The 12,846-nt window shown below is 57.3% G+C and carries 8 protein-coding genes and 1 tRNA gene; 4 read left to right on the forward strand and 5 right to left on the reverse strand.

All coding sequences use genetic code 11. The annotated features are described in order from the left end of the window. Nucleotides 1-38: 38 nt before the first annotated feature. On the reverse strand, nt 39-1,460 hold the full coding sequence (locus tag WMO17_RS10200) for an MATE family efflux transporter (RefSeq protein ID WP_349138006.1): 1,422 nt from the start codon (nt 1,458-1,460) through the stop codon (nt 39-41). A gap of 388 nt (nt 1,461-1,848) precedes the next feature. Between WMO17_RS10200 and eno the strand changes: the two genes are divergently transcribed. Next, nucleotides 1,849-3,147: a phosphopyruvate hydratase gene (eno, locus tag WMO17_RS10205; RefSeq protein ID WP_097781302.1), complete on the forward strand. Its 1,299-nt coding sequence runs from the start codon at nt 1,849-1,851 to the stop codon at nt 3,145-3,147. A gap of 443 nt (nt 3,148-3,590) precedes the next feature. Beyond that, nucleotides 3,591-4,604, forward strand: coding sequence for an aspartate--ammonia ligase (gene asnA / locus WMO17_RS10210; protein ID WP_005942692.1), 1,014 nt, complete (start codon nt 3,591-3,593; stop codon nt 4,602-4,604). 155 nt (nt 4,605-4,759) lie between these two features. Here asnA and WMO17_RS10215 read toward each other — a convergent pair. Continuing rightward, nucleotides 4,760-4,835: transfer RNA gene (locus tag WMO17_RS10215), tRNA-Val, on the reverse strand. Between the two features lie 67 nt (nt 4,836-4,902). Then, nucleotides 4,903-5,505 (reverse strand): TetR/AcrR family transcriptional regulator, encoded by a 603-nt coding sequence (locus WMO17_RS10220; RefSeq protein WP_349138007.1) that lies wholly within the window; start codon nt 5,503-5,505, stop codon nt 4,903-4,905. 249 nt (nt 5,506-5,754) lie between these two features. On the opposite strand from WMO17_RS10220, the gene WMO17_RS10225 reads away from it, so the two are divergent. Together WMO17_RS10225 and WMO17_RS10230 are read left to right on the forward strand one after the other, a co-directional pair. Further along, entirely contained in the window at nt 5,755-7,854 is a 2,100-nt protein-coding gene (locus WMO17_RS10225) for an efflux RND transporter permease subunit (RefSeq protein ID WP_044953801.1), read from the forward strand. 7 nt (nt 7,855-7,861) lie between these two features. Further along, nucleotides 7,862-9,772 (forward strand): hypothetical protein, encoded by a 1,911-nt coding sequence (locus WMO17_RS10230; protein WP_349138008.1) that lies wholly within the window; start codon nt 7,862-7,864, stop codon nt 9,770-9,772. 280 nt (nt 9,773-10,052) lie between these two features. On the opposite strand, the gene WMO17_RS10235 is transcribed toward WMO17_RS10230, so the two are convergent. Beyond that, entirely contained in the window at nt 10,053-11,198 is a 1,146-nt protein-coding gene (locus WMO17_RS10235) for a glycoside hydrolase family 88/105 protein (protein WP_097777231.1), read from the reverse strand. A 4-nt stretch (nt 11,199-11,202) separates the two neighbouring features. Then, the gene (locus WMO17_RS10240) at nt 11,203-12,759 is read right to left on the reverse strand and encodes a glycoside hydrolase family 28 protein (RefSeq protein WP_337679186.1); all 1,557 of its coding nucleotides are present in this window, start codon (nt 12,757-12,759) and stop codon (nt 11,203-11,205) included. Between the last annotated feature and the right edge of the window lie 87 nt (nt 12,760-12,846).

Consider the following 12,846-nt stretch of genomic DNA (forward strand, 5'->3'; position numbering starts at 1 on the left):
GTGTGTCAGGTGAACACAATTCACAAGTTGCAAAAGGGTTACAGGGTCTCCATTTCGGCATCTGCGGCGAACTCGGCCTCTGCACGTGCCTCGGCAGCTTTGCCCTCTGCTTCCGCTTTGGCCGGAGACTCTGCAAGGATCTTGCGGATAGCGGTGAAGTAGAACACCAGCGACAGGCCGGTGCCGATGCACCAGCCCACGGGCCATGCCATCCAGATGCCCGTGCTGCCCAGAGCAGTGCTGCTCAGCACAATGGCGATGCCCACGCGCAGGATCAGGTCGGAGAAGGTGGCGATCATAAAGCGCACCATCATGCCGCAGCCGCGCAGGATGCCGTCAGTGACCAGCTTGAGCGACACCACAAAATAGAAGGGAGACAGGATGCGCAGGAACAGCATACCGGTGTCGATGGCCGGACCCTGCGGGTCATTCATGAACAGCAGCAGCAGGAAGCGGCCGAAGAAGAAGTACAGGAGCACGATGGGCACGCAGATGATCCACACCAGATTGCGGCCTGCTCCAAAGCCCTTGTGCACACGGTCCATCTTGCCCGCGCCCATGTTCTGGGAGGTGTAGTTGGAGATGCCGTTGCCCAGCGTGGTAAAGGAAGTGATGACCATGTTGTTCAGCTTGACGGCTGCAGAGTAGCCTGCAATGACGCTGGCACCAAAGGTGTTGATGACGCTCTGCAGGATGATGTTGCCCACAGAGACGAAGCTCTGCTGCAGGATGCTGGGGATGGCGACCATGGCTACCTTGCCCAGCATGTTCCAGGAGAAGAGCACCACCTTGTGGGTGGACTTGAAGGCGCTGATGCGGCGGAACACCACCACCATGGCCAGCACGCAGCTCACACCCTGACACAGGAAGGTGGCCCATGCCACACCGGCTACGCCCATCTTGAGACCGGCCACGAACAGGATGTCCACGCCGATGTTGGACAGGGACGAGACTGCCAGAAAATAGAAGGGCGTTTTGCTGTCGCCCAGAGCGGAGAAGATGCCGGTGGCGATGTTGTAGAAGAACATGAAGGGCAGGCCCAGCACGTAGATATCCAGATACAGCGAAGAATCCGCAAGAATCTCCTCCGGGGTGTTGATGAGCTCCAGCAGGCTGTGGCAGCCCACAAGGCCGATCAGCATCAGCACGGCGCACAGCACGGCAGAGCCAATCAGGGAAGTGTAGACCGAAGTCTTCATCTCATCGTAGTCCTTTGCGCCAAAGTAGCGGGACACGATGACCGAGCAGCCAATGTTGCAGCCAAAGGCAAATGCAATGAAGATCAGGGTGATCTCGTAGCTGTTGCCCACAGCAGCCAGTGCATTCTCGCCGATGAACTTGCCTGCAACGAGGCTGTCGGCAATGTTGTACAGCTGCTGGAAGATGATGCTGCCGAACATGGGCAGGCAGAACTTCCACAAAACCTGTGACGGCTTGCCGACCGTCAGATCCTTATTCATATAGAAAATCCTCCTCTATCTACCATAAAGAAACATATTAGAACCAAAAACAGTATAGAGTCGTCCTGACAAAAAGTAAAGAAAAATTTTAGTATATCTGCCATATGAAATTAACATGATAGGCATGACGCATCCCCGCTGCTGCCAGTGGGCAGACTGTAAAGACCAGCTGTTTCCTGCTTTGCCGGAATGTTCTGCCCCATCAGCTGCCGTTTTTTGCCCCTTAAAAAGTTTACATCCGCAAACATGCGCATCGGCTCTTGCACCGGGCCGGAAAGCGTGGTAGGATACTGTTGGTTAGTTAGACACAACTATCCTAATTGGCCGTCACCCGTCTGCCCGCCCCGGGCAGCACAGGGATGGAAATGATATTCAGGAGGTTTTCGAGATGAACGATCTGGAAATTGAATCTGTTGTTGGCCGCGAAATTCTGGACTCCCGCGGCAACCCCACCGTGGAAGCGGAGATCACTCTGGCCGACGGCACTGTGGCACGCGGCTGCGCACCTTCCGGCGCATCCACTGGTGAGTTTGAAGCTCTGGAGCTGCGGGACGGCGACAAGGGCCGCTATCTGGGCAAGGGCGTGACCAAGGCTGTTGAGAACATCAACACCGTCATTGCTGATGCTGTTGTGGGCATGGATGCCTCCGACATCTACGCCATCGACGCTGCCATGATCAAGGCCGACGGCACCAAAGATAAATCCAATCTGGGCGCAAACGCCATTCTGGCCGTGTCCATTGCCGCCTGCCGTGCAGCCGCTGCTTCTCTGGATATGCCGCTGTACCGCTTTCTGGGCGGTGTGAACGGCAACCGCCTGCCCGTGCCCATGATGAACATTCTGAACGGCGGCGCACACGCCACCAACACGGTGGATACGCAGGAGTTCATGATTATGCCGGTGGGTGCACCCTCCTTCAAAGAGGCGCTGCGCTGGTGCGCTGAGGTGTTCCATGCTCTGGCTTCCATCCTGAAGGCCAAGGGGCTGGCTACCTCCGTGGGCGATGAAGGCGGCTTTGCCCCCAACCTGTCCAGCGACGAGGAGACCATTGAGACCATTCTGGCCGCCATCGAAAAGGCCGGTTACGTGCCCGGCAAGGACTTCATGCTGGCTATGGATGCCGCGTCCTCCGAGTGGAAGAGCCCCAAGGGCAAGGGCTTCTACAAGCTGCCCAAGGCCGGCACCGAGTTCACCTCCAGCGAGCTGATCGCACACTGGAAGAGTCTGGTGGAAAAATACCCCATCATCTCCATTGAGGACGGTCTGGATGAAGAAGACTGGGAAGGCTGGCAGGAGATGACCCGCGAGCTGGGCGGCAAGGTCCAGCTGGTGGGCGACGACCTCTTTGTGACCAACACCGAGCGTCTGGCCAAGGGCATCGGGCTGGGTGCAGGCAACGCGATCCTGATCAAGCTGAACCAGATCGGCTCTGTTTCCGAGACGCTGGAGGCCATCAAGATGGCTCACAAGGCCGGTTACACCGCCATCAGCTCTCACCGCTCCGGCGAGACCGAGGACACCACCATTGCCGATCTGGCCGTGGCTCTGAACACCTGCCAGATCAAGACCGGTGCTCCCAGCCGTACCGAGCGTGTTGCAAAGTACAACCAGCTGCTGCGCATTGAGGAGCAGCTGGGCGGCAGCGCCGTTTACCCCGGCATGGCAGCTTTCAACGTAAAGCGCTGAAGCTGTTGAAAACCAATTGATCTTCCGGCACCCGTACTGCTTTTGCAGCGGCACGGGTGCCGTTTTGTTTTCTCCCAATTTTTTCCTGCAATCCGCTGCTCTGCCCAGCCGTATTCCATGCATGCCGGGCATTTTGACCCGAAATTGCAAAAAAAGGAGCAAAACATTCATGTTATCTACTCTGATCTCTCTGCACAAGCTGCTGGGCACCGGCGATTTTGTAAAAGTGCTTCTGATCCTGCTAAAGGGGCTTTTCGGCTGATGCAAAGCCGCCCTTCTCACTGCGGAAACGGGACTGCCTTACCGGCGGTCTCTTTTTTTGCCTTCTCACTTTACTTTCTTAAAAAAATATGCCATAATGAAACCAGTATTTTTCGGTTCAAAAGCCGTGCCCTGTACTGGGAAATCAGGGCCAGAATCCAACAGAAGAGGGGTATTTTGATATGAGCAAAACCATCATCCCGGCAAACTATACGCCCGCGCTGAACCTGTACGACACGCAGCGCGCCATTGGTACGGTCAAGCGTCTGTTTGCCGACACCCTGTGCGCCACACTGAACCTGTACCGCGTGTCTGCTCCGCTGTTTCTGGAAGCATCCACCGGTCTGAACGACGACCTGAACGGCGTCGAGCGCAAGGTCACCTTTGATATCAAGGAAAGCGGCATTGAGGCACAGGTGGTGCAGTCACTGGCAAAGTGGAAGCGCAAGGCCCTGAAGGACTACGATTTCCGTGTGGGCAAGGGCCTGTACTGCGATATGAACGCTATCCGCCGCGACGAAGATCTGGACAACCTGCACTCCATCTATGTGGACCAGTGGGACTGGGAAAAGGTGATCCGTCTGGAAGACCGCAACGAGGCTTACCTCAAGAGCGTGGTGCGCTCCATCGTGTCCGCTGTCTGCGCCACCGAGATGAACCTGCACGCCATGTTCCCCCAGCTGCAGGAGCTGCCGCTGCACAGTCCCAACGTCACCTTCATCACCACGCAGGAGCTGGAGGACCAGTACCCGGACCTGACCCCGAAGGAGCGTGAGAACGCCTTTGTGAAGGAGCACGGCACCACCTTCCTGATGAAGATCGGCGCTCCGCTGAAGAGCGGTAAGCCCCATGACGGCCGTGCCCCCGACTATGACGACTGGGATCTGAACGGCGATCTGCTGTTCTGGAACGACCCGCTGCAGTGCAGCTATGAGCTGAGCAGCATGGGCATCCGCGTCAGCCCTGAAAGCATGGACAAGCAGCTGACCATGGCTGGCTGCGACGACCGCCGCGCCCTGCCCTTCCACAAGGCCGTACTGAACGGTGAGCTGCCTTACTCCATCGGCGGCGGCATCGGCCAGAGCCGCCTGTGCATGCTGCTGCTGGGCAGCGCCCACATTGGCGAAGTGCAGGCCAGCGTCTGGGACGCAGCCACCCGCGAAGCCTGCGCCAAGGCAGGCATCCCGCTGCTGTAAGCAGGTTTTCCACACAAAGATTCAAAAGGCAGGATACCACCCTCATGGTGATACCCTGCCTTTGTTCGTTTTCTGCCCGTATCCGGGGAGAAATAGTTCGAGTCCTGTACCGCCCACCACGAAAAAAGTCCCCAGACCAAAGGTCTGGGGACTCGTGGTGGACGGTACAGGACTCGAACCTGTGACCTCCTGCACGTCAAGCAGATGCTCTACCAGCTGAGCTAACCGTCCATAAGTCATATCGACTTGAATAGTTTACCACAGCCTGTGCAAAAAAGCAATACTTTTCTGTGATTTTTTATTTTTCCGCCTTCAGCGACCTGTGGACGATATCGTACAGCACCGGCTTCATGGCTTCAATATCATCGGGTTTGCCCTCCAGCACGCTGGAATAGCACACCGACATGCACATGCTGCCCAGTGCCGTGATGCGCTGGTAGATCTCCCGCTCGGTGCGGCCGGCCATTTCCGGGCTGGTCAGCACCACATTCAGCAGCTTGCGCATCAGAGGCTCGGCTTCGCGGCTGGCCTCGATCTGATCCAGCCCCGGCCATATGAAGTTGTGCTCCAGAAACTTGAGCACCAGCGTATCCTTCCGCAGTGCTTCGATGATGTGGTCGATCACCGCCACCATCTTGTCCGGGAAGTTTTCGAGCTCTGTCTGCTTTTCCACCGCTTCGCACGCATCGCTCAGCAGCTGGTAACTCACCCGGCCCAGCAGCGCCTGCATCACCGCACCTTTATCCTGAAAATACAGATAAAAGGTGCCCTTGGCCACCTTGGCCCGGCTGGTGATATCCTCTACGCTGGTTTTTGCGGCACCTCGCTCCAGAAACAGATCATAGGCTGCTTCCAGCAGCGCCCGGCGCTTCTCCTGCTTTTTGCCCTCCACGGTACCCATATTCCCTGACGATTCCTCTTTTCCGCTCGTTTTCATTCGCTCATTTGTGTTGTCTCAATCATTTTAGCAGTCCTTTTCCGATAGTGCAAGTCAAAAAAGCTATACAATTTCAGGCAGTTGATAAGAAAACTGACTTCTGGTCATTTTTGTACTTGACACCTGGTTTGTCATGGTTATAATAGTGTTTGCTTGGAAATGACCGCCAGTCATTTTACTAAGATTTTTAACCATTTTCTATGGAGGGTTCTCATGAAAAAGATCGCACAGGGCATTGTGCGGCTGCGCAAGCTGATCCTGACAGTAGCATTCCTGCTGTTGATCCCTTCCGCAATCGGCGCAATTGCTACCCGAATCAACTATGACATCCTCACCTACCTGCCGCAGGATCTGGACTCCATGATCGGCGAGGTAGCCCTTGAGGACGATTTCCATCTGGCCTCCACCGGTATGATCACGGTAGAAGGCTTACCCACAAACGAACTGATCGCCATGAAGAAGGACATCGAGGCTGTTCCCGGCGTGACCCAGACCTTCTGGCTCAGCGATGTGATCGACCCCAGCATCCCCACCGAGATGCTGCCCGCCGATGTACAGCAGTTCATGTTCGGCAAAAACGATTCCACCATGCTGATCGTCCGCTTTGACGCCCCCAGCGCCAGCGACGAGACCATGGAAGCCGTCGCTCAGATCGAAAAGCTGCTGCGCAAGGACTGCTTCTTCGGCGGTATGAGCGTTATCCTGCAGGACACCAAGGCACTGGTCAATCAGGAAATGCCCATGTACATCCTGATCGCCGTAGGTGCCAGCCTTCTGGTGCTGTTCCTTTCGCTGGAAAGCACCATCACCCCGCTGCTGTTCATGCTGGGTCTTTTGTTCCCCATTGCGTACAACTTCGGCACCAACATCTTTCTGGGCCAGATCAGCTACATCACCGAAGCACTGGCCACCGTGCTGCAGCTGGGTGTCACGATGGACTTCTCCATCTTCCTGCTGCACCGCTATCAGGAAGAGAAGGAGCTGCGCTCTTCCAACGAGGAGGCCATGACCAGCGCCATCTGCAAGACCATGACCTCCATCTCCGCTTCCAGCCTGACCACCATTGCAGGCTTCCTGGCACTGTGTGCCATGCGTCTGACGCTGGGCCGCGATATCGGCCTTGTCATGGCAAAGGGCGTTGCCCTCGGCGTCATCTGCACCGTGGTCATCCTGCCCTCCCTGATCCTTACCTTTGATAAATGGGTGGAAAAGTACAAGCACCGCACCGTGATCCCCAAGCTGAAAAAGCTCAGCTACTTTGTTTCCAACCACTCGGTGCCCATCGTGGTTATCTTTATCCTCATCCTCATCCCCTTTGCCATCGCGCAGAACAAGACCGAGGTGTACTACACTCTGTTCGACTCCCTGCCGCAGGACCTGACCGGCATCGTGGGCACCAACAAGCTGGGCGAGGACTTCGGCATGACCACCAGCCACTTCATTCTGGTGCATGACGACCTGACTGCCACCGAGGTGAGCGACCTGTGCGATGAACTCAAGGACGTGGATGGCATTACGCAGGTGGTAAGTCTGGATTCCATCACCGGCCCGGGCTTCCAGACCGAGCTGCTTCCCGACAGCATCATGGAGATCCTGCAGTCCGGCGGCTACAAGCTGATCCTTGCCAACAGCTCTTATAAGACTGGCACGGACGCCATCAACAACCAGCTGGACGAGATGATTTCCCTCATCAAGACCGTTGACCCCGAGGGCGTCATCACCGGCGAGGGTGCCATGACGAAAGACCTGATCGAAGTGGCAGATGTGGACTTCAAGAACGTCAACGTCTGGTCCATCATGGCCGTTCTGGTCATCATCGCCGTTTCCTTCAAGAGCATTTCCATCCCGGCGCTGCTGGTGGCCAGCATTGAAGCCGCCATCGCCATCAACATGGGCATCCCGTACTTCACCGGTACGCAGCTGCCCTTCATTGCAAGCATCGTCATTGGCACCATCCAGCTGGGTGCTACCGTGGACTACTCCATCCTGATGACCACCCGTTACCACGAGGAGCGCGCCTTTGGGCGCACCCCGAAGGAAGCCGCCCAGCAGTCGCTGGAGCACTGCAGCCAGTCCATCCTGACCAGCGGCCTGACCTTCTTTGCCGCCACCGTCGGTGTGGCTGCCATCAGTAAGATGGAGCTGCTGAAGAGCATCTGCCTGCTGATCTCCCGCGGCGCACTGATCAGCATGGTGGTCATTCTGGTGATGCTGCCCGCAGCCCTGATGCTGTGCGACTGGATCATCCGCCACACCACCCTCAAGTGGATGGTACCCGAATCCGCCAACGCCAAGAAGTCTGAAAAGGAGTAATTACGTTATGAAAAAATCGCTTCGTTTCGCCAGTGCGGCGCTGGCTCTCACCCTCGCCGCAGGCTGTGCAATGCCCGCATTTGCAGCTGGTAAGAGCAGCTTTTCCAAATCCGAGACCGTCTATGCTGTGATGAACGGCGACGGCTCCATCAAGAGCACCACCGTCAGCGAGCACCTGTACAGCGCCTCCGGCCTTGCAAACGTCACCGACAAGACCACCCTGACCGACATCCAGAACACTGAGAGCGATGCCGAGTTCACCCAGAACGGGGAAGAGCTGGTGTGGAACACCAACGACACCGATGTTTATTACAAGGGCAATACCGACAAGGCCCTGCCCATCGATGTGAAGGTGACCTACGCTCTGGACGGTCAGGAAGCCGCCCTTGAGGACATCATTGGCAAGAGCGGCCACCTGACTGTGACCGTCAACCTGAAGAACAACGAGACCGGCACCGTGAACGTGAACGGCAAGGACCGCACCATCGTCACTCCGCTGATCACCGCTGTGGGTGTCATTCTGGGCGGGGATGCTTCCAACGTGACCGCAGAACACGGTATGATCGAAAGCGCCGCCAAAAGCAGCGTTGCCGCCTTTGTTACCCTGCCGGGCGTGAAGGATTCCCTGTCCGGCCTGCTGCCCGATGAGGTGAACAGCATCGAAGACTATCTGCAGGACACCGTGACGGTGGAAGCCGATGTGGAAGACTTTACCTGCCCGCAGGTCATGGTGGCCTGCGCTACCAGCACGGCCGCTCTGGGTACGGACAATGTGTTCGACCTGAGCAGCATTAACGACCTGACCGACGGCATCAACCAGCTGAACGATGCCATGAGCCAGCTCATGGACGGCGCTTCCCAGCTGGTGGACGGCACCTCTCAGCTGGCAGGCGGTGTTCTGGCTCTGCTGGACGGTGCCAACACCCTGAACAACGGCGCTGCCGCTCTGGACGACGGCCTTGGCCAGCTGACCAACGGTCTGGACACCCTGAGCGCCAACAATGCAGCACTGAACGCCGGTGCGCAGCAGGTGGCTGACGGTGTGCTGGCTTCTGCCAACAAGACCCTGAAGGAAGGCGGCCTGATCGACGAGGACATGACATGGTCGAACTACGAGGCTGTGATCGACAACATCCTCACCATGAACGATAAGACCCTTGCTGCCGGACGCCGCAAGATCGTGCGCACCATCTGGGAGCAGGCTCCCAGCTTCAAGGACAGTCAGCTGGATCTGGCCCTGTATCTGTCCGCGACCAAGACGAACCACGATCTGGAAGCAGCCCTGAAGCTGATGCAGAACTTTGACGCTTCCATGCTGACCGGCGCTCTGGAGATGGTGACCAATGCCGATGCAAAGAACACCGCCAAGGCCGAGCTGAAGTATCAGGTGGAGAACAGTCAGGATATGGCCGATGTCCGCGCCCTGAAGACCAGCCTTTCTCAGATCCAGTTCTTTGTTTCCAGCGTGAACCAGTACACCGCAGGCGTGCAGACCGCTGCGGACGGTGCCCACTCCGCAAAGGATGGCAGCGCACAGCTGGCTGCAGGCACCAAGACCCTGTATGACGGCGTGAACACCCTGAACACCGGTGCAGGTCAGTTGAATGACGGCGCAGGCCAGTTGAACGACGGCCTGAACCAGTTCAACGAGGAAGGCATCTCCAAGCTGACCGGCGCGCTGGATCAGGATCAGCTCCATGGCCTGAAGACCGTGCTGGACGAGATGACCGACCGCCTGAACGACTACACCAGCTTTGCCGGTGCACCGGACGATGCCGAGAGCAGCGTGAAGTTCGTCTATAAGACCGCTGAAACCGTGGCTGCTGCCGACACCACTGCAGCCGAGACTGAGACGGTGGAGGAAGGCAACATCTTCACCCGTCTGTGGCAGCGCATCATGAACCTGTTCAAGTTCTGATAAGACATCTTCGAGAATTCATGTTGAACCTCTTTCCATAGAGAAGGGGCTGTTGCAAAACAGCCCCAACGAAAAAATGAGATAGACTTCCCCGAAAGGGGCTGCCTATCTCATTTTTTTTTGAGATCTGCCTTTGAGTTTTCAGCGTTCTGCCCGTTTTGTACGGTGAATGCGGCTGTTTTCAACATTTTAAAGAGACGCTGTTTTGCAACAGCCCTGCGGGCGATGGAATGGCCCGACTCGTGTCCGGCAAGAAAGCTGCCCGCCCACGATATGCAGGTTACTTGCGTGCGATCATTTCGGTGTAAGCCAGCACCAGCGGGCCGACACCCTTGGCATCGTTGCAGACCACCGGCTCGCTGAAGTAGTAGGCCAGAGAGCCGTCGCGGTGATCCTTGCCGCCAAGACCCGCCACCAGGCAGATGCCGTCCAGCTGCAGACTGCCATCCGGGTTCTTGGAGAGGTACTTGTCGCAGGTGCCGTAGAAGGCCTTTTCGGCCCATGCGGCCATGCGTTTCGGCAGGTAGCCCAGACGCACGCCTTTGAGCACCGCGTAGGCAAACAGAGCGGTGCCGCTGGTCTCGAGGTAGTTGCCCTCCACGCCGGGGTGATCCATCACCTGCCAGAACATGCCGGTCTCCTCGTCCTGGAATTTATGCACATCCTCAATGGTCTGCTTGAGCATTGCCATGATGCCGCGGTACTCGTTGTACAGCTGCTCGTCCATCCGCTCCAGCACGTCCACCATGGCTACCATGAACCAGCCCATGGCACGCAGCCAGAAGTTGGGGCTGCAGCCGGTGACGGGGTCGGCCCAGTACATCTGGCGGCTCTCATCATAGCCGTGGTAGTACAGGCCGGTCTTTTCGTCCCGCATGTGCTTTTTGATATTCATGAACTGTTTGTAGCTGTCGATGCAGCCCTGCATCTTGTTAAAGCGGGTCTCGTACTCCATGTAGAAGGGCTGGGCCATGTAGGTGCCGTCCAGCCACACCTGCCACGGGTAGATGTCCTTGTGCCAGAAATTACCCTCTTTGGTGCGGGGCTGGGTGGCCAGCTGGCTGCGGATGGTCTCGATGGCCTTGCGGTACTTTTCATCCCCAAAGATATCGTACAGGGTGAACAGGTTCTTGCCCTGATTCACGTTATCCAGATTGTACTCCTTGGGGTCGTAGGTCTTGATGGAGCCATCCTCCTGAACAAAGTAATCAATGAAGCTCTTGGAGAAGTTCAGATACTTCTCGTCGCCGGTGGTCTTGTACAGGCTCAGGCAGGCCGTGATCATGCAGCCGTCGATGTAGTTCCATTTGTTGGGCTTGCCGCTGCGCACCTTCTCGATGTTCCACATGGGTGCTTCGGCGCTGGAATTGGCGATCAGATAGTCCACGTAATCGCCCAGCATGGCAAGAATTTCTTCATGGGTCATGGTATCAGTCCTCCTCAAAATGGCCGACATTTGCAAAGTGCAGGCGTTCGCCCTCGTAGCCCTCGATCTTCACGTTGTGCAGGTCGATCTCTTTGACGTTCTCGGCGTAGATGGCCAGCTTCTTCACCAGAGGGCGGTTATCCGCCATAGCGGCCTGACCGGCCTCGGCATTGGGGTCAAAGGTGATCGTGACGTTCTTCATGGAAACGCGCTCAATGGGCTGCTCCGGCAGGCCGTCGAAGTAGCATCCCGCGAACTGAGCGTCGGTGGCGACGATGTCCTCCATGGTCAGGCTGCCCAGCTTCGGGGTGTACTCGTCCACGGGCATGGCATCGCGGCACTGCACATAGGGGCCGTGGCCGTCCGGGTCGCAGAAGTAGAACATGTTGATGACGAAGGGTGCCTTGACACCGCGCATCTCCACGTTGCGGAACACCAGCCCGTCGATGACGGCGGTGTTGCCGCGGCCACGGCGGGTCTTGACGCGCAGGCCGCGGTCGGTGTGGTCCATCAGGCACTGGGTGACCACCATATCCTTCACACCGCCGCTCATCTCGCTGCCAATGACGATGCCGCCATGGCCTTTGTCCAACAGGCAGTTGCGGATAACGGTGTGCTCACAGCTCTTTTTCAGCTTCATGCCAAGGAATACCTTGCTGGCCTTCATGGCAATGCAGTCGTCGCCCACATGGATGTTCACGCCGATGATGCGGATATACTCGCAGCTTTCGGGGTCGATGCCGTCGGTGTTGGGGGCATTGTAGGGGTTGTTGATGTTGAAGTTCAGCAGGTCAAGGTGCTTGACAAAGATGGGGTGGATCGTCCACGAATAGCTGTTCTGCACCGTGATGCCGTGCAGGCAAATGTTCTCGCTGTCCACAGCAGCCACAGCGCGGGGCCGCCATGCGATGCGCTTGATCTTGGGAGTCACCCACCAGTCGCCGTTCTCGGCATCGCAGTCCAGCGTGCCCTCGCCGGTCACAACGACATCGTGCACCTGCGTGATGTTCAACAGACCCGCAAAGCTGTCCAGCGGGTTGCCCTCCCAGCCGGTCAGGTAGTATTCATCCACTTCGTTCTCGCTGGGGATCACGCCGGGCAGGATGGGGTAGTGGGTGCGGTCATTGTCGCCCAGCAGCACAGCGCCCTTTTCAAGATAGAGGGTGGTGTTGCTTTTCAGGAACAGGCTGCAGGTGCGGTAGCGGCCTGCGGGCACATACACCGTGCCGCCCTTGGGGCAGGTGGAAAGAGCCGCCTGCAGCTTGAGGGTGTTGTCCGTGGTGCCGTCGGCCACCAGACCGTAGCGGGAAGCATCCACAAAGAAGGTCTCGGCCTCGGTGGTAAAGGTGCAGGTCAGGCTTTCGCCCTCGGCCTGCACACCCACCGTGTACTCCGTACCGGGCAGCAGGGAGAACAGGGAGAACACGTTGGTCTGGCAGGCTTCGTAGACGGTCCTTCCGTTCAGGGTAACGGTGAACGGGTGGGCCGGACGATAGCACAGGCCGTTTTCCAGCTCGAAAACAGCGCTGCGCGTCATGGAACGGATAAGCGACAGATTCATGGGAGAACCTCCTGATGGTTTTGTCTTGCCCAAATGCCTTGGGCATGGTATGATGAAAAAGAACCCTCTCAGTCAAACCCTTTGGGT

It is taken from the genome of Faecalibacterium faecis (genome assembly GCF_040096475.1).
Taxonomy (GTDB): Bacteria; Bacillota; Clostridia; order Oscillospirales; family Ruminococcaceae; genus Faecalibacterium; species Faecalibacterium taiwanense.

Excerpts from the sequence above, each read along its gene's own strand:
- WMO17_RS10200 (WP_349138006.1), bottom strand. The coding sequence starts at position 1,460 with ATGAATAAGGATCTGACGGTCGGCAAGCCGTCACAGGTTTTGTGGAAG.
- eno (WP_097781302.1), top strand. The coding sequence starts at position 1,849 with ATGAACGATCTGGAAATTGAATCTGTTGTTGGCCGCGAAATTCTGGAC.
- asnA (WP_005942692.1), top strand. The coding sequence starts at position 3,591 with ATGAGCAAAACCATCATCCCGGCAAACTATACGCCCGCGCTGAACCTG.
- WMO17_RS10220 (WP_349138007.1), bottom strand. The coding sequence starts at position 5,505 with ATGGGTACCGTGGAGGGCAAAAAGCAGGAGAAGCGCCGGGCGCTGCTG.
- WMO17_RS10225 (WP_044953801.1), top strand. The coding sequence starts at position 5,755 with ATGAAAAAGATCGCACAGGGCATTGTGCGGCTGCGCAAGCTGATCCTG.
- WMO17_RS10230 (WP_349138008.1), top strand. The coding sequence starts at position 7,862 with ATGAAAAAATCGCTTCGTTTCGCCAGTGCGGCGCTGGCTCTCACCCTC.
- WMO17_RS10235 (WP_097777231.1), bottom strand. The coding sequence starts at position 11,198 with ATGACCCATGAAGAAATTCTTGCCATGCTGGGCGATTACGTGGACTAT.
- WMO17_RS10240 (WP_337679186.1), bottom strand. The coding sequence starts at position 12,759 with ATGAATCTGTCGCTTATCCGTTCCATGACGCGCAGCGCTGTTTTCGAG.